Source organism: Sedimentitalea sediminis (assembly GCF_042687825.1).
Lineage (GTDB): Bacteria > Pseudomonadota > Alphaproteobacteria > Rhodobacterales > Rhodobacteraceae > Sedimentitalea.
In genome coordinates this window covers 172,470-192,694 of the sequence record NZ_JBHUQE010000002.1, presented here as the reverse complement: position 1 = coordinate 192,694, position 20,225 = coordinate 172,470, and the positions used below count along the sequence as shown (strand labels likewise).

16 protein-coding genes are annotated in these 20,225 nt (G+C 63.6%); 8 read left to right on the top strand and 8 right to left on the bottom strand.

What is annotated here, in order from left to right; all coding sequences use genetic code 11:
- The first annotated feature begins 123 nt into the window (after window positions 1-123).
- From ACFMPD_RS02635 to ACFMPD_RS02625, 3 genes are all read left to right on the top strand, one after another.
- The gene (locus ACFMPD_RS02635) at window positions 124-459 is read left to right on the top strand and encodes a DMT family transporter (RefSeq protein WP_380991512.1); all 336 of its coding nucleotides are present in this window, start codon (window positions 124-126) and stop codon (window positions 457-459) included.
- 85 nt (window positions 460-544) lie between these two features.
- The gene (typA, locus tag ACFMPD_RS02630) at window positions 545-2,365 is read left to right on the top strand and encodes a translational GTPase TypA (protein WP_380991510.1); all 1,821 of its coding nucleotides are present in this window, start codon (window positions 545-547) and stop codon (window positions 2,363-2,365) included.
- A gap of 17 nt (window positions 2,366-2,382) precedes the next feature.
- A complete protein-coding gene (locus tag ACFMPD_RS02625; protein WP_380991508.1) occupies window positions 2,383-2,736 on the top strand; it encodes a cupin domain-containing protein in 354 nt (117 codons plus the stop codon).
- A 22-nt stretch (window positions 2,737-2,758) separates the two neighbouring features.
- On the opposite strand, the gene ACFMPD_RS02620 is transcribed toward ACFMPD_RS02625, so the two are convergent.
- The 4 genes from ACFMPD_RS02620 to recA form a co-directional block, all read right to left on the bottom strand.
- The gene (locus ACFMPD_RS02620) at window positions 2,759-3,046 is read right to left on the bottom strand and encodes a DUF1330 domain-containing protein (RefSeq protein WP_380991506.1); all 288 of its coding nucleotides are present in this window, start codon (window positions 3,044-3,046) and stop codon (window positions 2,759-2,761) included.
- An 11-nt stretch (window positions 3,047-3,057) separates the two neighbouring features.
- Window positions 3,058-3,342, bottom strand: a complete 285-nt coding sequence (locus tag ACFMPD_RS02615; RefSeq protein ID WP_380991504.1) for a DUF1330 domain-containing protein — start codon at window positions 3,340-3,342, stop codon at window positions 3,058-3,060.
- Between the two features lie 11 nt (window positions 3,343-3,353).
- Entirely contained in the window at window positions 3,354-6,011 is a 2,658-nt protein-coding gene (gene alaS, locus ACFMPD_RS02610) for an alanine--tRNA ligase (RefSeq protein WP_380991502.1), read from the bottom strand.
- 152 nt (window positions 6,012-6,163) lie between these two features.
- Entirely contained in the window at window positions 6,164-7,237 is a 1,074-nt protein-coding gene (gene recA / locus ACFMPD_RS02605) for a recombinase RecA (RefSeq protein ID WP_380991500.1), read from the bottom strand.
- Window positions 7,238-7,430: 193 nt separating this feature from the next.
- Between recA and ACFMPD_RS02600 the strand changes: the two genes are divergently transcribed.
- Window positions 7,431-8,024, top strand: a complete 594-nt coding sequence (locus ACFMPD_RS02600; protein WP_380991495.1) for a gamma-glutamyl kinase — start codon at window positions 7,431-7,433, stop codon at window positions 8,022-8,024.
- A gap of 66 nt (window positions 8,025-8,090) precedes the next feature.
- On the opposite strand, the gene ACFMPD_RS02595 is transcribed toward ACFMPD_RS02600, so the two are convergent.
- The 3 genes from ACFMPD_RS02595 to guaB form a co-directional block, all read right to left on the bottom strand.
- Window positions 8,091-10,397, bottom strand: a complete 2,307-nt coding sequence (locus ACFMPD_RS02595; protein ID WP_380991493.1) for an ATP-binding protein — start codon at window positions 10,395-10,397, stop codon at window positions 8,091-8,093.
- 101 nt (window positions 10,398-10,498) lie between these two features.
- Window positions 10,499-11,668, bottom strand: a complete 1,170-nt coding sequence (locus ACFMPD_RS02590) for an RsmB/NOP family class I SAM-dependent RNA methyltransferase (RefSeq protein WP_380991491.1) — start codon at window positions 11,666-11,668, stop codon at window positions 10,499-10,501.
- A gap of 51 nt (window positions 11,669-11,719) precedes the next feature.
- Window positions 11,720-13,171, bottom strand: a complete 1,452-nt coding sequence (gene guaB, locus ACFMPD_RS02585; RefSeq protein WP_380991489.1) for an IMP dehydrogenase — start codon at window positions 13,169-13,171, stop codon at window positions 11,720-11,722.
- A 238-nt stretch (window positions 13,172-13,409) separates the two neighbouring features.
- Here guaB and ACFMPD_RS02580 point away from each other — a divergent pair, with 238 nt between their 5' ends.
- Both ACFMPD_RS02580 and ACFMPD_RS02575 read left to right on the top strand, forming a co-directional pair.
- On the top strand, window positions 13,410-15,452 hold the full coding sequence (locus tag ACFMPD_RS02580) for an ASKHA domain-containing protein (RefSeq protein ID WP_380991487.1): 2,043 nt from the start codon (window positions 13,410-13,412) through the stop codon (window positions 15,450-15,452).
- A gap of 171 nt (window positions 15,453-15,623) precedes the next feature.
- Complete coding sequence (locus ACFMPD_RS02575) at window positions 15,624-17,009, top strand: T6SS phospholipase effector Tle1-like catalytic domain-containing protein (protein WP_380991485.1); 1,386 nt, start codon at window positions 15,624-15,626, stop codon at window positions 17,007-17,009.
- A gap of 22 nt (window positions 17,010-17,031) precedes the next feature.
- Here the strand turns inward: ACFMPD_RS02575 and ACFMPD_RS02570 are convergent, their stop codons facing one another.
- Window positions 17,032-18,276 carry an NAD(P)/FAD-dependent oxidoreductase gene (locus ACFMPD_RS02570; RefSeq protein WP_380991483.1) on the bottom strand — a complete coding sequence of 415 codons (1,245 nt, stop codon included), beginning with the start codon at window positions 18,274-18,276 and terminating at the stop codon, window positions 17,032-17,034.
- Between the two features lie 152 nt (window positions 18,277-18,428).
- On the opposite strand from ACFMPD_RS02570, the gene ACFMPD_RS02565 reads away from it, so the two are divergent.
- Window positions 18,429-18,956 carry a hypothetical protein gene (locus ACFMPD_RS02565; RefSeq protein ID WP_380991481.1) on the top strand — a complete coding sequence of 176 codons (528 nt, stop codon included), beginning with the start codon at window positions 18,429-18,431 and terminating at the stop codon, window positions 18,954-18,956.
- 198 nt (window positions 18,957-19,154) lie between these two features.
- Window positions 19,155-20,162: a hypothetical protein gene (locus tag ACFMPD_RS02560; protein ID WP_380991479.1), complete on the top strand. Its 1,008-nt coding sequence runs from the start codon at window positions 19,155-19,157 to the stop codon at window positions 20,160-20,162.
- Window positions 20,163-20,225 lie beyond the last annotated feature (63 nt).

Sequence of the window (20,225 nt, the reverse complement as noted above, 5' to 3'; positions counted from 1 at the left end):
AGGCCGGAAATGCCGCAAATTGGTTGCAATCCCCGCAGCCCATGGCGCGCCCGCGCTTGCCCTGCTGCTGGAACTGGTGATCTACTGAACCGACACACCGCGCCGTCAGCGACAGGAGTTCCGATGCCCGTACACTATGTCTATCTCGTCGTCGCCATCGTCGCGGAAACCGTCGGCACGACGGCGCTGCAGGCCAGTCACCAGTTTACGCGGCTCTGGCCAACCTGCCTGGTGGTTCTGGCCTATGGGGTGGCGTTTTACATGTTGGGTATGGCGCTGAAATTCATGCCTGTCGGCGTGGCCTATGCCATCTGGTCGGGTCTGGGCATCGTCCTGATCGCCGCCATCGGGTTTACCGTGTTTGGCCAGAAACTGGACCTGGCCGCCGGTCTGGGCCTGGCGCTGATCATTTCCGGGATCCTGATCATTCACCTGTTTTCCGAGACGGCCGGACACTGAAGCGCCCGCCTGGCGCGTCTTTTCACTGGCATTCTGCAGCGCGGCACGGTATGCGCGCGGCAACTCCCGTACAAAGGCTGATCTCATGGACCTGCGCAATATCGCAATCATCGCACACGTGGACCACGGCAAGACGACGCTGGTGGACGAATTGCTGAAACAGTCCGGCACCTATCGCGAAAACCAGGCCACCACCGAACGGGCCATGGACAGCAACGATCTGGAACGCGAACGCGGCATCACCATCCTGGCCAAGGCGACCTCGGTGGAGTGGAAAGGCACCCGGATCAACATCGTCGATACCCCCGGCCACGCCGATTTCGGCGGCGAGGTCGAGCGGATCCTCAGCATGGTCGATGGCGTCGTGCTGCTGGTGGATGCCGCCGAAGGGCCGATGCCGCAAACCAAGTTCGTCACCTCCAAGGCGCTGGCGCTGGGGCTGCGGCCCATCGTGGTGCTGAACAAGGTCGACAAGCCCGACGCCGAGCCGGACCGGGCGCTGGACGAATGTTTCGATCTCTTTGCCAATCTGGGCGCCGATGACGATCAGCTGGACTTTCCGGCGATGTATGCCTCGGGCCGCTCGGGGTGGGCCGACATGGAACTGGACGGGCCGCGCAAGGATCTGACGGCGCTGTTCGACCTGATTGTCGATCACGTCCCCGCCCCGTCGCAGATTGCGCATATGGACGAACCATTTCGCATGCTGGCCACGACCCTGGGCAGCGACCCGTTCATCGGCCGCATCCTGACCGGGCGGGTGGAAAGCGGCACGCTCAAGGCCGGCGAAACCGTCAAGGCGCTCAGCCGCGACGGCGCGCTGATCGAAAACTTCCGCTGCACCAAGATCCTGGCCTTTCGCGGTCTGTCGCAACAGGCGATCGACGTTGCCGAGGCCGGCGATATCGTCAGCCTGGCCGGCATGTCCAAAGCCACCGTGGCCGACAGCATCGTCGCGCCCGCCGTCGACGACGCCCTGCCGGCCCAGCCGATCGACCCGCCCACCATCACTGTCACCTTTGGCATCAATGACAGCCCGCTGGCCGGGCGCGACGGCAAAAAGGTGCAGTCGCGGGTGATCCGCGACCGGCTGATGAAAGAGGCCGAAAGCAATGTTGCCATCAAGATCAGCGACACACCTGGGGGTGAAGCCTTCGAGGTCGCCGGGCGCGGCGAATTGCAGATGGGGGTGCTGATCGAGAACATGCGCCGCGAGGGGTTCGAATTGTCGATCTCGCGCCCGCAGGTTCTGTTTCGCGATGTGGATGGTCAGCGCATGGAACCCATCGAAGAAGCCACCATCGATGTGGATGACGAATATTCCGGTGCGGTGATCGAAAAGATAACCGGTGTGCGCAAGGGCGAACTGGTCGAAATGAAACCCGCCGGTGCCGGCAAGACCCGGATCATCGCCCATGTGCCCAGCCGCGGGCTGATCGGCTATCACGGCGAGTTTCTGACCGACACAAGGGGCACCGGCGTGCTGAACCGCGTCTTTCACGGCTGGGCACCGCACAAGGGTCCGATCCCGGGCCGGCGCGCCGGGGTGCTGATCTCGATGGAAAAGGGCCAGTCGGTGGCCTATGCGCTATGGAACCTCGAAGAGCGTGGCCGCATGTTCATCGGCGCCCAGGCCGATGTCTATCAGGGCATGATCATCGGCGAGCACAGCCGCGAGAACGATCTGGAAGTGAACCCGCTGAAAGGCAAGAAGCTGACCAATGTGCGCGCCAGCGGCACGGACGAAGCGGTGCGCCTGACCACGCCCATCACCCTGTCATTGGAAGAGGCCATCGCCTATATCGACGATGACGAGCTGGTCGAGGTGACGCCCAACGCGATCCGCCTGCGCAAGCGGCACCTGGACCCGCATGAACGCAAGCGCGCCGCCAGGGCGGCCAGCTGACCGGCAAGGGCCGACGGATGAGCGGAACCGTGACGCATCTGAGCCAGCACGACTGGGCGACAAAGCCCGGGCGCTGGCACGGGCGCATCACCGGTCAGGATTTGAATGGGCCGGTGTCGATCCTGTTCTTCTCCAGCGCCACGCCGGGCGCCGGGCCTGTTCTGCACACCCACCCCTATGACGAGATTTTCATCTGCCACGCGGGCCGGGCCCGGTTCACCCTGGGCGATCAGGTCCGAGACGCCGTGGCCGGGGACGTACTGCGCGCGCCCGCCGGCATGCCGCACAAATTCGAGGTAATCGGACCGGAACGGTACGAGGGGATCGATATTCACTGCAGCCCCGAGGTGATCCAGACCGATCTGGAATGACTGGGCCTGCGTACCGGCGCGATCACTCGCTGGTTTCGACCACCATCAATTCGCGCTCGGATGCGCCGCGCGCATGGTCCAGCGCCGCCTGGTATTCCGGCGAGTTGTAACAGGCCACCGCCGCGTCCACCGAAGGAAACCGTGCCACGACATTGCGCGGTCGTTCCTTGCCCTCAAGCTGAACGAACCGCCCGCCGCGGGCAATGAATTCGCCGCCATGCTTGGCGATGGCCGGTCCCGCCAGTTCGGCATATTTACCATAGGCCTCGGCATCCGTCACGGTGACATGTGCTATCCAGAGTGCGGACATGCTGTTCTCCTTCATATCCCTTCGACCAAAACGAAATCGCGCTGGCTGGCCCGCAGGGCGATGGGCATGAGCGCCCTGTATTCGGCGGAATTATACCAGTCCATCGCCATTTCACGCGTCGGAAACTCGATAATCACATGGCGCTCGGGTCCGCTGCCTTCCAGGATCTGCTGCGAACCGCCCTTGGCCAGAAAGCGGCCACCGGCGCTTTCCACCGATGCCATCGTCTGGCTGGCGTAATTCTTGTAGTCTTCCGGATCGGTGACCGTGATCCCCACGATAAAATAGGCGCTCATATACGTTCCCCTCAGGACTTCAGGACGGCCTCTGCTGCCTTGATCGCCGCCTCGGCATTGGCCGCATCTCGACCGCCGCCCTGGGCCATGTCGGGGCGGCCGCCACCGCCCTTGCCGCCCAGTTCGACCACCGCCGCCTTGACCAGATCGACCGCCGACACCCGCCCCGTCAGATCCTCGGTAACCCCGGCCGCCACGGCGGCCTTGCCACCGGCATCGGCAATCAGCAGCACAGCACCGCTGCCGATCCGCGCCTTGTGCTCGTCGATCAGCGCGGGCAGATCCTTGCCCGTCACGCCGCTGAGCACCTGCGCCACCAGCGCCACGCCATTGATCTGGCGCGCCTCGGGCGTCGCCTGTCCGCCGCCGGACATCGCCAGTTCGCGGCGCAATTGCGCAACCTCGTTGCTCAGCGCCTTGCGCTCGTCCAGCAGCGCGCGCACCCGCTCGGGCACATCGGCCGGCTGGGCCTTGAGCGTGCTTGCAACGTCGGACAATCGCTGGCTCTGACCGCTCAGGTGGCGAAAGGCCTCGGCCCCGGTCAGCGCCTCGATCCGGCGCACCCCGGCACTGGAGGCGGATTCCGCCAGGGTCACGAACACCCCGATATCGCCGGTCTGGCGCACATGGGTGCCGCCGCACAGTTCCAGCGAATAGGTCGCGCCGTTGCCACCCTTGCCCGATTGCGGATCCAGCCCCATCGAGACCACCCGCACCTCGTCGCCGTACTTCTCACCGAACAGGGCCTGCGCCCCGATGGCGCGGGCATCGTCGGGCGTCATGATCCGGGTTTCCACCGGCGCGTTCTGACGGATATAGGCGTTGACCTCGTCCTCGACCCGCGCCAGTTCCGCGGGTTCCAGCGCCTTGGTATGGCTGAAATCGAACCGCAACCGGTCTTCGGCATTCAGCGAGCCGCGCTGTGCCACGTGATCCCCCAGCGCCCGGCGCAGGGCCTCATGCAGCAAGTGGGTCGCCGAATGGTTGGCGCGGATCGACGTGCGGCGGTCGTGATCGACCTCGAGCATCGCCGCCTCGCCGGTGGCGATCCGGCCCTCGGTCACCGTGGCGATATGCACGAACACCCCGGCGGTCTTGCGGGTGTCGCGCACCTTGGCGATCCCGGAATCGGTGCGGATCACGCCGGTGTCACCGACCTGACCACCGCTTTCGGCATAGAACGGGCTCTGGTTCAGGGCAATCTGCACCTCTTGTCCCTGCCCGGCCGCCTTGACCTCGGCCCCGTCCTGCACCAGCGCCACGATCTGGCCCTCGGCGGTTTCGGTGTCATAGCCCAGGAAATCCGTGGTGCCATGGGCATCGGCCACATCGAACCAGACGGTGGCATCGGCGGCCTCGCCGCTGCCCGACCAGGCCGCGCGGGCCTTGGCTTTTTGCTCGGCCATCGCCTCGGCAAACCCGTCCGTATCCACCGTGCGGCCCTGTTCGCGCAGCGCATCCTGCGTCAGATCCAGCGGAAAGCCATAGGTGTCATACAGCTTGAACGCCGCACGACCCGGCAGCGCGCTGCCCTCGGGCAGCCCGGCCACCTCCTCGTCCAACAGCTTGAGCCCGCGATCCAGCGTCTGCTTGAACCGGGTTTCCTCCAGCTTCAGGGTTTCCTCGATCAGCGCCTGTGCCCGGCCCAGTTCGGGATAGGCCGCGCCCATCTTTTGCACCAGCGCCGGCACCAGACGGTGCATCAATGGGTCCTGCACCCCCAGCAGATGCGCATGCCGCATGGCCCGCCGCATGATCCGGCGCAGCACATAACCGCGCCCGTCATTGGACGGCATGACCCCATCGGCCATCAGGAACGAGGTCGAGCGCAGATGGTCGGCGATGACCCGGTGATGCGTCTTGCCCGGGCCGTCCGGATCGGTGTTGCTGGCATCGGCGCTTGCCTCGATCAGGCTGCGCATCAGATCGGTGGCATAGTTGTCGTTGGTGCCCTGCAACAGTGCGGCGACGCGCTCGATGCCCATGCCGGTGTCGATCGACTGCGCCGCCAGTTCCTTGCGGCTGCCATCCTCGAATTGCTCATACTGCATGAACACAAGGTTCCAGATCTCAACAAAGCGGTCACCGTCCTCTTCGGGGCTGCCCGGCGGTCCGCCCCAATGCTGCTCGCCATGATCGAAGAAGATTTCGGTACAGGGACCACAAGGTCCCGTGGGGCCCATCATCCAGAAATTGTCGTTGGTCGGGATGCGGATGATCCGGTCATCGCTCAGGCCCGCCGTCTTTTTCCAGATATCGGCGGCCTCGTCATCGGTGTGATAGACCGTGACCAGCAGCCGGTCCTTGGGAATATCCAGTTCCTTGGTGATCAACTCCCAGGCAAAGGGGATCGCCTCGGATTTGAAATAGTCGCCAAAGCTGAAATTCCCCAGCATCTCGAAAAACGTGTGGTGACGCGCGGTATAGCCGACATTGTCCAGATCGTTATGCTTGCCGCCGGCGCGCACGCATTTCTGCGCTGTCGTGGCGCGTTTGTAGTCGCGGTGTTCCAGCCCGGTGAACAGGTTCTTGAACTGCACCATGCCCGAGTTGGCGAACATCAGGGTCGGATCGTTGCGCGGCACCAGCGGGCTGCTGTCCACGACCTCGTGCCCCTGCTTGGCGAAATAGCTCAAAAAGGTGGATCGGATGTCGTTCAGCGTGGGCATTTTCGGGCTTTCCGGCGGTTGAGATCTGGCCTTTCAAATAGCCGCAAGGCAGCGCACTGTCCACAGGTCCGGCCACGGCGCAGGGCACGAAAAAGGGCGTGGCCGATGGCTGCGCCCGGTTTTGGTTTGCCCGGCTTGTGCGGGGCGGCGGATCAGGCCTCCAGAATGTCGTCCTCGGCCGGGCCCTTGGGTTCCGGCATGTCGAATTCCAGCCCATGGGCGGCACGAATCTTGTCTTCGATCTCATAGGCGATACGGGGATTGTTGCGCAGGAACTGCTTGGCATTCTCACGCCCCTGCCCGATGCGCTCGTCGCCATAGCTCATCCAGGCGCCGGATTTCTCGACCACGCCGGCCTTGACCCCGAGATCCAGCAATTCGCCCATCTTCGAGATGCCCTCGCCATACATGATGTCGAACTCGACCTGCTTGAAGGGCGGTGCGACCTTGTTCTTGACGATCTTGACGCGCGTGGCATTGCCGACCACCTCGTCGCGATCCTTGATGGCGCCGATTCTGCGGATGTCCAGCCGCACCGACGAATAGAATTTCAACGCATTGCCGCCGGTGGTGGTTTCCGGGCTGCCGAACATGACGCCGATCTTCATGCGGATCTGGTTGATGAAGATCACCATGCAATTGCTGCGCGAGATCGAGCCGGTCAGCTTGCGCATCGCCTGGCTCATCAGCCGCGCCTGGACGCCAACGCTGCTGTCGCCCATGTCGCCTTCAAGCTCGGATTTCGGGGTCAGGGCGGCCACCGAGTCCACCACGACCATGTTTACCGCACCAGAGCGCACCAGCGTGTCTGTGATTTCCAATGCCTGCTCGCCGGTGTCAGGCTGGCTGATCAGCAACTCGTCGATATCCACGCCCAGCTTGCGGGCATATTGCGGATCCAGCGCATGTTCGGCATCGACAAAGGCACAGACACCGCCCTTTTTCTGCTGTTCGGCCACGCAATGCAGCGTCAGCGTGGTCTTGCCCGAGCTTTCCGGGCCGTAAATCTCGATGATCCGACCCATGGGCAAGCCGCCGATCCCCAGCGCGATATCCAGCCCCAGCGACCCGGTAGAACTGGCTTCGATCTCCTGGATGGCACCCTCGGCGCCCAGCTTCATGATCGAGCCCTTGCCGAACTGGCGTTCGATCTGGGCCAGCGCGCTGTCCAGTGCCTTTTGCTTGTCTGCGTTTTTCTTGCTGCCCATGGTCAAAAGATCCGCCATAATCCCGTTCGCCTTTCTTATTGTCACACCCGCATGCGGGCGGCAATCGCTGCTTTGTTCACCTCTTGTTCCTGATAGGATCAAAAAGAGAACATTTCAATTAGAATTTTCCCTTTCCCCACTGTTTCCCAAAGGGGTTAAAGAGTAGTTTACGGCCATTGTGCAGCAGACAACCCGGGGCAAATCACGGTAAATGCTTGTTTTCTTTAAGGAACGACTGGTCTTTCTGGCGGTACCAAAGACCGGCACCACGGCCTATCAGAGTGCGCTGTCCGGGCGGGCCGACATCGTTGTGCGCGATCCGCCGGAACTCAAACATGCGCCGCTCTATCGCTATAACCGCTTTTTCCGGCCAATGTTCGCCAGGGTCTGCGAGACCGAAATGGAAACCCTGGCCGTGATGCGCGATCCCATCAGCTGGCTGGGCAGCTGGTACCGCTTTCGCCGGCGTCCGTTCATGCAGGGCAAGCCCAATGCCACCCATGACGTCAGTTTCGACGAATTCGTTCTGGCCTATCTGCGCGGCAACACGCCGGGCTTTGCCAATGTCGGCAGCCAGGGAAAGTTTCTCGAGCCCCGGCCCAACGGCACCGCAATCACCCATCTTTTTCGCTATGAAGCCCCGGAGCGGCTGGACGGTTTTCTGCAAGACCGGCTGGGCATCGAGCTTGATCTGCAACGCGAGAATGTCTCGCCGACCATGGATCTGTCGCTGTCTGCCCGAGTCGAACGCAGGTTGCGTCGGAAATGTGCGCATGAATTCGCGCTGTACGACAGCATTCCCTAAGCGGTTCCGCATGGGTCGTTACCGGGCACCGGTCGGATGTCATCAGGAACACGGTCTGTTGTCAGGTCAATGCAGTTGCTGATGCACCGTGTCGGTCAGCTGGTTCAGGGAAAAGGGTTTGGGCAGAAACACCGAATTGGGTACCGCAGGCTGGGAATCGCCAAAGGCACCCTCGGCATAGCCCGACACAAAGACCACGCGTACATCCGGCCGCTGTTTCAGGGCTTCGCGGACCCAGCTGGGGCCGTCCATACCAGGCATGATCACATCGGTTACGAAGACGTCCACGGTCAGGCCGGGATCCTCCAAAGTGCGCAGCGCATCCTCGGCCGACTCGGCCTCGAGAACCGTATATCCCCGCAGCCGCAACGCCCGTGATGCAAAGGCCCGCACCGGTGCCTCGTCCTCGACCAGCAAGACGACACCCTCGCCATGTTTGGGGGGGGCAGACTGAACCGGTGCGCTGGCCTTTGGCGCAACCTCGGCGGTGCCTTCGTGCACCGGAAAGAACAGGGTGAATACCGTCCCGCTGCCGGGCACGCTGTCGACAAAGATATAGCCGCCGGTCTGCTTGACGATGCCATAGGCTGTGGACAGGCCCAGCCCTGTACCCTCGCCGGTGCGCTTGGTCGTATAGAAGGGTTCGAACACTTTCTGCAGCTTGTCCGGCGGAATGCCGACGCCTTCGTCGCTGACCTTGACGCTGACATAGTCGCCGGCCGGAACGGTTGCACGATCTCGGGTCAACGGGGTGGCCAGGCTGTTGACCTCGGTCTCGATACGGATCTCGCCACCCGAGGGCATGGCATCGCGCGCATTGACCACCAGATTCATCAGCACCTGTTCCAGCTGTCTCTTGTCCGCACGGATCGATTTCAGCACCGGATCATGACTGAGCGTCAGAGTCACCTTTTCCCCGACCAGCCGGTTCAGCAGATGCGTCAGATCCGACAGGGTGTCACGCAGGTCCAGCACTTCGGGACGCAGGGTCTGTTTGCGCGAAAACGCCAACAGCTGGCTGACCAGCGCCGCGGCGCGGTTCGCGTTCTGGTTGATTTGCACCAGATCGCCATAATCCTGATCGCCCTGGTCGTGCCGCAACAGCAGCAAGTCGCAATGGCCGGAAATGGCCGTCAGCAGATTGTTGAAGTCATGAGCGACCCCCCCGGCCAGCTGGCCGATCGCCTGCATTTTCTGGCTTTGGACGAACTGCGCCTCCAGCGTCTTCAATTCGGTCGCGTCATTCAAGACAGCGATAAGCTGTTGTTCACCCTTTTCGGTCACCGGACTGAGGGTGACCTGCACAAAGACTTCCTTGTCCTTGCGGGTGAGACGCAGAAATTCGGAGTTCTTGGGCGATTTTCCGGAGACGGTCTCCTGTAGCCAGTCGGAAATCGGCCTGCCCAGCCCCTCCATCACCTGACCGAGCGACATCCCGTCCGTCCCCTCGACCCCCAGCAATCGGCTCGCCAACTTGTTGGACGTCAGAATGCGCCCGTCCGATGCGACCTTGATCATCGGCACCGGCAGGGCTTCAAAACCCGGCCCCTGCGCGCTGTTGCCGTTGGGTTCGGCGGGCAGAAAGAACAATTCGCGACGCCCGGAAAAACTGTTGTTCTCGGCGACCATGACATCCACCGGACCGGTCTTTGTGCTGAGCGTGTTGACCACGCCCGGCTGCACCGGCAGGGACACGAACAGCCGATCCAGCGCCTTGACCCGTTCGCCCACCAGGGCACGGGCGGCGTCATTCATGAACAGCACCGCCCCCGAACGCCCTGTGGTGATCATCGGTACCGGCAAGGACTCCGCGTTGCGCCCGGAATGCGCGCGTTCCGGCATGTCCTCGACGCGCCACAAGAACGAATCCTCGTCGATCAGATGCACCGCCAGCCGCACATGGCCACGCCGTGTCACCAGATCCTCGCGGGCGGATCCATCCAGCCGAGCCCGGCATTTCATCCGATACAGGACGGCTGACGGATTGGCAAAGAGCATGCGCAGCGTACCCGCCAGCGTGTCGCTCTTGCTGTCGGAAAACCGGAGTCCGGCAGCGGTATTGCTGGTCAGAATCTCGCCCTCTTCGTCGGTCACGAAACTGGGCGAGGCGTCCTTTTCGATGAATTGCGCCAGCTTGGCGACTGCCGTTCCTTGCGCGCCCTGACCTATATGACCCCGTATGGCGAGCACACCAGCCACCAGGGCCAGTGTCAGCCCCGCGGCGATCAAACCATAGGAGACAAGGCCGGGCGGCGCGAACAGCCAGCCGGACAACGCCAGCACCACCGCCAGCCCCAGAGCCACCGCGTACCGCAGCCAATCGGGCTGCGAGATCGGTAGATGAGGCAAAAAGGACGTTGCGCGGCTGATCACTTCACGGCTCCCAAAGGTGGATTCGCTGTCGCCAATGTCGCGTCACAGTGGTTAAACCCTGCTTAACAGCCGAATATTCTCCTTAAAGTTGTTTACGAAAACTAACCGTCTCGCGTCAAGTGTGCCGCGAAAAAGCCGTCCGCGCCGTCCTGAACGGACCAGGACTGTTGGGCGTCAACTCGCCAGCCTGGGTATTGCGCCAGAAAGCCGCTGATCTGGTCGGCATTTTCCTCGACCAGAAAAGAACAGGTGGCATAGGCCAGCACCCCCCCGGGCGCGACCAGCGGGGCCGCCTGCGACAGAATCCGCGCCTGCAGGGCACAGAGGTCGCGCAACCCGGCTTGGGTCAGCGCCCATTTCCCCGCCGGAGACCGGCGCCAGGCCCCGCTGCCGGAACAGGGCGCATCGCACAGCACCAGATCGAACGGTCCCTGCGCTGCCAATTGCGATGTCTGCAGCTGCGTCACCTGGACGCCGGCGCGCCGGGCCCGTCCGGCAAGGTCACGCATCCGTTGCGGGGCCGCATCATGGGCAAACAGCCGCACCCGTGCCCGCGCCGCCAGCGCCAGAGTCTTGCCGCCACCCCCTGCGCAATAGTCCAGCACCCGCATGCCGTCGCGCAGGGGCAGCGTCTGCACGACCGCCTGGCTGGCGGCATCCTGCAACTCGACCAGCCCCGACAGATAGGCTGCGCTCTGACGCACCCGTCGGGCGCCCTCGGTCACCAACAGGGCGGTGTCGGCCGCCGGATGCGGCTGGGTCTGAATACCGTCTTGCAGCAGCACCTTTTGCGCGGCGCCGATGGTGGCCTTGCCCAGATTGACCCGCAGATGTACCGCCGCGCGGAATTTCAGCGCCGTTGCCGCAGCGGCGGCGTTTTCCCCCAGCGCGGCCCGAAACCGCGGCCACAGCCAGTCCGGCAGGTCCATCGCCTCGGCGCCTGGCAATGGTGGCGCCCCGGCGGCACATTCCTGATCGGTCAGCGGATCGGGCGCGTAAGGACCGGCGCCAAAGACCGTATCCGGATCGGTATCCGACTGGCGCAGCCAGCCCAGCATCAGCCCGCGCCCGGTCTCGGCACCGCCAAGGGCGGCGCAGGTGCGTTTGCAGCGCAAGACACCAAATACATGGTCCCGGATGGCCGCGCGATCACGCGATCCGGCGAACCGGCTGCGTCTGGCCCAGCCGGTCAGCGCCTGCTCTGCGGCGGTGCCGGCCAGGATACGGTCCAACACCTCGATGGCGGCCTGCACCCGCGCCGCCGGGGTCAAAGGGCCGCCCCGGCTTTGGAACGATGCCGGGCCACCTTGAACCGCAGGCGGTCACATATGGGCGCGATAGTTCGGAGATTCCCGCGTGATCTGCACGTCATGCACATGGCTTTCCTTGAGACCGGCACCGGTGATCCGGACAAACTGGCAGTTTCGGCGCATCTCTTCGATCGTGGCGCAGCCGGTATAGCCCATCGCCGCGCGCAGGCCGCCGACCAGCTGGTGAATGACCGCGCCCGCACTGCCCTTGTAGGGGACCTGACCCTCGATCCCTTCGGGCACCAGCTTGTCGCTGGCGGCATCCTTCTGGAAATAGCGATCCGCCGAGCCGCGGGCCATCGCGCCCAGACTGCCCATGCCGCGATAGCTCTTGAAGCTGCGGCCCTGATAGAGAATGACCTCGCCGGGGGATTCATCGGTGCCGGCGATCATGCTGCCGACCATGGCGCACGAGGCCCCGGCGGCGATCGCCTTGGCGAAATCGCCCGAGAACTTGATACCACCATCGGCAATCACCGGGACGTCACCGGCGCCGCCGGCGCAATCCATGATCGCGGTCAGTTGCGGCACGCCGACCCCGGCGACCATGCGCGTCGTGCAGATGCTGCCCGGCCCGATGCCGACCTTGATCGCGTCGGCCCCGGCGCCGATCAGGGCGCGCGTTGCCTCGGCGGTGGCCACGTTGCCGGCGACGATCTGCACCTCGTTCGAAAGTTTCTTGGCCCGTTCAACGGCGATGGCCACGCCTTCGGAATGGCCGTGGGCCGTGTCGATCACGATCATGTCGGCCCCCGCATCGACCAGGGCCTGCGCCCGCTCGTATCCGGCATCGCCCACAGTGCTGGCCGCCGCCACCCGCAATCGGCCCAGGGCATCCTTGCAGGCCGTCGGGTTCAGCACCGCCTGTTCCGTGTCCTTCAGCGTCAGCAGCCCGGTCAGCTTGCCGCCGGCGTCAATGACCAGCAGCTTTTCGATGCGCCGTGATTTCATCAGGCTGATCGCCTCGTCGCGGTCGGCGGGTTCCTGCAGAATCGCCAGATTGTCCGAGCTCATCATCACCCGCACCGGCGTGCGGTCGTCCGATGCAAAACGCATGTCGCGGTTGGTGACGATGCCGACCACCCGGTCGGTTTCGTCCACCACCGGAAAACCGGTGACGCGATAGCGTTCCTGCAGGGCCTTGGCATCGGCCAGGGTCTGGTCCGGGCGCAGGGTGATCGGGTTGTAGACGATACCGCTTTCGAACCGCTTGACGCGCCGCACCTCTTCGGCCTGTTCCTCGATGGTCAGATTGCGGTGCACGACGCCGATGCCGCCGGCCTGGGCCATGGCGATGGCCATGCGCGCCTCGGTCACCGTGTCCATGGCGCTGGACAACAGCGGAATGTTCATCGAAATGCTGCGCGTGACCCGCGTGGCCGTGTTTGCCGTCGAGGGCAGCACATTGCTGGCCCCCGGAACCAGCAGGACGTCATCAAAGGTAAGTGCCTCGCGAATCTGCATTGTATTTCCCCATGCAAAAGCCCGTTTGGCGGCCACCCTATCGCATGCTTGTCAAGCATGGGAAAGGGGCTTCACACGATATTGCGGTGCTGGTGCCGGATTGCGGCCATAAAGGCCTGAAGCCGACTCTGGCTGGGAAATGACGCGGGCGGATCAGAAATTGCCGCTGTCCGCCTTTCGCTTTACACAGCCCGGACTATCCTGCGGCAAGCGCGACAGACAAGGCGGTCATTCGGTTATGCAAAACGATCCACTCGTGGTTTTTACCCCGTCCGGCAAGCGCGGGCGGTTTCCCGTCGGCACCCCGATCCTGACCGCTGCGCGCCAGCTGGGGGTCGATCTGGATTCGGTCTGTGGCGGGCGCGGCATCTGCAGCAAGTGCCAGATCACGCCCAGCTACGGCGAATTTCCCAAACACGGGGTCACCGTGGCCGTCGACGCTCTTTCGGAGTGGAACACGGTCGAAGAGCGTTACAAGGCCAAGCGCGGCCTGATCGATGGGCGGCGGCTGGGCTGTCAGGCGCAGGTCCTGGGCGACGTGGTGATCGACGTGCCACCGGAAAGCCAGGTGCACAAACAGGTGGTGCGCAAACGTGCCGAGGCGCGCGAGATCATCATGAACCCGTCGGTCAAGCTGTTCTATGTCGAAGTTGCCGAGCCGGACATGCATGACCCCTCGGGCGATCTGGAGCGGCTGCGCGCCGCGCTGGCCGAGCAATGGCAGCTGAGCGATCTGCAGATCGACCTGCCAATCCTGCAGAGCCTGCAGCCGGTGCTGCGCAAGGGCGGATGGAAAGTTACCTGTGCCGTGCATCTGGGCTGTGACGCCTACCGGCCGCGCATTCTGCATGTCTGGCCCGGCTTCAACGAAGCCCCGATCTATGGTCTGGCGGTCGATCTGGGCTCGACCACCATCGCCGCGCATCTGTGCGATCTGCAATCGGGAGAGGTGGTCGCCTCGTCCGGCATCATGAACCCGCAGATCCGCTTTGGCGAAGACCTGATGAGCCGGGTCAGCTATGCGATGATGAACACAGGCGGTGCCGCGGAAATGACTGCCGCCGTGCGCGCCGGGATGAACGCCCTGTTCGAACAGATCGCGCAAGAGGCGCAGATCGCCACCACAGACATCATGGACGCGGTGTTTGTCTGCAACCCTGTAATGCACCACCTGTTCCTGGGCATCGACCCATTCGAACTGGGCCAGGCGCCCTTTGCGCTGGCGACCTCGGATGCGCTGAATCTGACGGCGGCGGAAATGGATCTGGCGCTGCATCCCAGCGCCCGCATCTACCTGCTGCCCTGCATCGCCGGCCATGTCGGGGCGGATGCCGCTGCGGTGGCGCTGTCCGAAGCGCCGGACAAATCCGACGATCTGGTGCTGGTCGTCGATGTCGGCACCAATGCCGAAATCCTGCTGGGCAATCGCGAAAAGGTGCTGGCCTGTTCCTCGCCCACCGGCCCGGCCTTTGAGGGGGCGCAGATCAGTTCCGGCCAGCGCGCCGCGCCCGGCGCCATCGAACGGGTCCAGATCGACCCGCACAGCAAGGAGCCGCGCTTTCGTGTGATCGGCAGCGACCTATGGTCGGACGAAGACGGGTTCGCCGACGCAATCGCCGCCACCGGCATCACCGGAATCTGCGGCTCGGGCATCATCGAGATGGTGGCCGAGATGCGCCTGGCCGGGCTGCTGGACGGTCCCGGCCTGATCGGCTCGCCGGAACAGACCGGCAGCGAGCGCTGCATCCTCGATGGGCGCACCTATTCCTACCTGGTCTGGGACGGCAGCGCCACCGGCGGGCCGCGCATCACCGTCACCAACCGCGACATCCGCGAGATCCAGATGGCCAAGGCCGCACTGTACTCCGGCGCCCGGCTGCTGATGGACAAGTTCGGCGTGGACAAGGTCGACCGGATCGTGCTGGCCGGCGCCTTTGGCGCCCATATCAGCCCGAAACATGCGATGGTGCTGGGCATGATCCCGGATGCACCGCTGGACAAGGTCACCTCGGCGGGCAATGCCGCGGGCACCGGCGCGCGGATCGCCCTGCTGAACCAAGAGGCCCGGGCCGAGATCGAACAGACGGTGCGGGCGATCCACAAGGTCGAAACCGCCATAGAGCCGCGCTTTCAGGAGCATTTCGTCAATGCCTCGAACATCCCGAACTCGGTCGAGCCCTTTCCGATCCTGAACAGCATCGTCACCCTGCCGAACGTGAATTTCAACCAGAATGGCGGCGAGGCGCAGCCCGGAGGACGACGCCGACGCCGGCGCGGATGATCCGGGCGCGGCACCGCCGGAACGGTTCGTCGCCCATCCCGGGACACCGGCTCGGGAGTCAGGCGACATGCCGCAGACCCGCGGGCCGGGTATCGCGGGCTTGCCAAACCCGTCATTACTGCCATGCTCGTTGCGTTGATTGTATCGAGACAGGCATTGCAAAGGCGGATCATGCGCGCCCGGAAAATCATCATCTGCATCGACGGCACCGGCAACCGGGTCGGTGACAATGAAAGCAACATTCTGAAACTCTATAAGGGTCTGGTGCAGTCCGACACGCAGATTGCCCACTACGTGCCGGGTGTGGGCACGATGGACGGCCCGCGCCTGTTCGGCTCGACCCTGGTGCGCAAGACCAAGGCGCTGGCCGGGCTGGCCTTTGGCATGGGACTTGAGGACGATGTTCTCGACGCCTATCGGTTTCTCTGCCGCACCTATCAGAGCGCGGCGGACAAACGCGGTGCCGAGGCCCGCAACCGGGCGGCGATGCGCGACACCGCCCGCAATCTGGGCATCCGCGCCCCGGCATCTGCCGGCACCCGAATCCTGGCCGAGGACGACCAGATCTATATCTTCGGCTTTTCGCGCGGCGCCTATGCGGCACGCATCCTGGCCGGGTTCATCCACAATTTCGGCCTGGTGCCGCCGTCCCGCCTGCACATGATCACCGAAGCGTTCCGCGCCTATCGCATTGTCACCGAACAGGATCGCGGCGCGCCCAATGCCGTGGTGTTCAAGGCGCTGCGGCAATATGAAAGCGCGCTGCGCCCCAATGGCCGGGTACCGATCCGCTGTCTCGGGCTGTTTGACACGGTGGCCTCGATGGTGCGGTTCCGAAACCCGCTGTCCAGCTTTGTGAAATACCGCAGCCCGATGGAGTTGAGCACCCATGCCAATGTCATGCGCAACGCATCGGTGCGCATCGTGCTGCATGCGATGGCGGTGGATGAACGCCGCAGCATGTTCCGCGCCCTGCCCTGGGTGCGCACGGACTATTTCGGCAACCGCTTTCGGCAGGCGCATGAGAAACGCACCCAGTTCGTCCGGCAACGCTGGTTTCCCGGGTATCATTCCGACATCGGCGGCACTCCGCGCGAGAATTTCAGCGGTATCGGAAAGATCACCCTGCTGTGGATGCTGGACGAATTGCGGCGCTGCGAGACACAGGCGCTGAAAGAGGACAATGCGGCCACTCCGCTGCCGGACGGCATGCGCCGGATCAAACCGGTCCACGGCATCCAGATCAAGTCGCGCTATCGCCGTGGTTTTCTGGAAGGTCGCGATCAGAAACGGCGTACGCCGGACGGACAATTGTTCTCGAAACCTGACGCGATGGCGCCGACGCATAATTCCATGTCGCTGGCCTGGGCACCGCTGGAGTTTTTCCCAAAGACCACCAAACGCCGGCAATGGCGGCGGGGTCGCCCGGGCTGGCTGTGGTATCTGCCGCTGTCCGAGCCGCGGGTCATCCCGGAAACCGACGAGATCGACGAGTCGGTGCATGAACGCATGCGCCGCTGGCGGTTTTACCGGCCCGAAAACGTGCCGCGCCCGTGATGCCTGCCGCCCCCGGGACCGCTCAGAACCGATCGACGGAATAGGGCGACAGATCCAGATTGCCGCGCCGTCCGGCCGCCAGGTCTGCGATCGTGCGACCCAGTTTCGCCGCGATGGTCACACCGACATGCTGCCCGCCATAGGCGTGCAGCACATTCGGGGCCCGAACGGATTCCCCCAGCACAGGCAGGCTGTCCGGCGTCGTCGGCCGACGCCCCATCCAGCTGTCCGCCCGCGCATAGGTCAGCCCCGGATACAGCCGTTTGACCTGCCGCCGGATCAGCGCCGCCGGCGCGGCGGAGGGCGGAGCGGTCACGCCGCCGAACTCGACGATCCCGGCGGCGCGCAGAAACCCCTGCATCGGCGTGATCACGACCTTGGCGTCGGTCAGCATATAGGGGTTGGGCGCGGTCAGCCCGGTATCATACATCGACAGATGATAGCCGCGCTCGGACTCCAGGCGGACCCGCATCGCCATGGTGCGCACCAGTCGATCGGACCAGACGCCGGCGGCCAGCACGATCTTTGTTCCCGTCAGGATGTCGCCGCTGGCCAGCGTCACTCGGGGGCGCGGACCCGGGGTGACCGTCACGGCCTCATCCTGACGAAAGCCCCCGCCCGCCCCCAGGAAATGACCGTAGAGCGCCGTCAGATACGCCGCCGGCGAAGAGAGCCAGCCATAGCCGTCAAAGCGCGCGCCAAAGCGGTAATGCGGCCCGAGATGCGAATCCCGCGCCAGCAGCTCGGCGCGGTCCAGCAGATCGGGCACGAAACCGTTATCGGCGCGCAACCGGTTCGCCAGCGCGTCCTTTTCGTAATCGGCACGGGCAGGATAGAGATAGACGTAATCTCCGGTGCGGATATGTGCCGCCGCCGGCGTGCCCGCGGCCAAGGCCTGATGCTGATCGACCGCATCCGAGGTCAGCACCGCCAGCGCTCGGGCCGCGTGCCGTGCCTGGCGTGTGGTGGCATTGCGCAGGAACGGCACCAGCCACGGCATCAGCCGCGGCAGATAGCCCCAGCGCAGGAACAGCGGTGCGTTCGGGTCTAGCAGCATCAGCGGCACCTGCAGCGGCAAGCCCGGCATCGACACCGGAACCAGTGCCGAGCGCGCCAATAGCCCGGCATTGCCGAACGAGGCCTGCGCCGGATCGCCCGGCAGCACCGGATCGACCAGGGTGACCGTCCAGCCATCGCGGCGCAGCCACTCGGCTGCCGCGACCCCGGTAATGCCTGCGCCGATCACGATCACCGACCTGTCCTGCATCCGCGTCCCCGAAACCCATTCCACACCCTTGCGCCCGTAAAGGGTGCAGGCGATCCGGCCTCAATGTCCAGAACCTGAATCGCGCGACCGGGCGCCCTGAGCAACGCAATGGCGATAGACATGCCGATCAGGGCTGCTGCGGCGAAACGATTATGGCGGAAACGGCCGATCATCTGCAAACGGCGCCCGGCCGGTTCGATCCCGCGACAGCCAGGACGGGCAGCCGGGCGAACAGCATTGGGTCGCAGGCGCACAATGGCCCCTGCCCGCCCAGGAACAGGTCCAGTGGCGCTGCCGGTACCCGCGACGTGCCGGCCTGGGGCATGTCGTTCCGCACGGCATGCGCCCACCGCGGGAATCCACAGGTCTATCGGTCGCCAGACCAGCCGCGTGGTGTCGGCCGGTCAATCGGTACCGGCGCTCGCGACAATCTGGAACTGTCGGGGACCCTGTCTAACGCACTGCGCACCGACTTGTTGGTGCTGCAGGACACGCAGTGCGAGACCGATCTGGTGGATACCTTAAACCGGTCCCACGCCGCGGCCGTGGTGATCGACGTGAGGGCCGGCCCGTTGCCCAACTCCGAACGGTCGGGGCGGCGGTTCGAAATGGCCCGTTGCCCGATCCTGATCCTCGACTCGACCGACGATGTTGCAAGGGCCGTAAAGCCCGAAATCTGACCCCGGGGCGCCGGAATTCTGCAATTCCCGGGGCTTGTGTGAACTAGGCACTTGCCCGAAATCACGATCTGCCCTGATAGTAGGTCCGGCGGATCCCTTGTTTGCCGAAAGGCGCAGGACGCCGATGGTGAATGGATCCCGATCCGATATTGCGACCCAAAGTCCAGACTTTCGTGTGGCAGCATGGGTGTCGCGAAAATGAGAAAGAGAGGTAGCGTCGTGCCCAGAGTTCAGCCGTGGGAATTGCAGACCAAGATCTTTGAGAAAAAATGCATCGCGATCGAAAAGGACACCGCTAAAAACTGTTCCAGCAAGGACGCCGACGCGCTCAAGGCCAAGATGAAAGCGAACCGGAAGACGGCCTATGACAAGGAAGACAAGATGGCCGAGACCATTCCGGCCGCGATCCGCAAGGGGATCACCGGAAAAAAGTGGAAAGACTTCCTCAGGGACGACGACTTCAAAAAGGCCATGACCGCCTGGGAAGCGGCTCTGACCGAACAGCAGACCCTCGTCCAGTCCCTGGAAAAACTGAGCGATGACGCAAAAAAGAACCATCAGGATCTCAAACGCGCACAGGATGAGTTTGAAAAAGACATCAAGAAGAGCGGCGAAACGGCCAAGACGAACAAGACGATCAAGAAGGTTCTGGACAAATCCCAGGCGATTCTGAAGGAACTGGACAGTTCCAAGGGCGCCTTTGGAACGCTCAGCGCCAAGGAAGCCTTTTTTGGTGCCAACATCAAAAAATCCAAGGACGCGGTTGTCACAAAGGCCATAAAGGAAGGCCAGGGAGACGAGTTGCCGGACATGCTGTTGGAAAACCCCAAACGCCAGCAGACCGACAACACCGCAAAGCGTCTTGCCCGGAATGTCAGCAAGCAGCTTGATATCTGCAACATACTGTGCGCAAAGAACAAATTCGAGAACATCCCCGAGGACATTCTGGCCAAGAAAGCGCTGGAAAAGGATGTTCAGAACGCCAGAGCCGCGCTGAAACGCGCGTCCGAAAATCTGAAGAAGTTGCAGGAACTGAACAAGGAACTGCAGGCCGCGAAAAAGAAACAGATCAAGCTGATTTCGGCTCATAACGACAAGGCAAAGATGAATGATCTGATCGACAGTGTCGCCGCTCTGAGCAAGTCCAGCAGCGACGCGTACAACGCAACCGAGGATTTGGTCGAGGACGCGGATTCGGCTCTCTAGATCATCCCGGCCGAACCGGGCTGCCATTGGCATGCGCACGATCGCCGGGGAAAACGGGCGCAG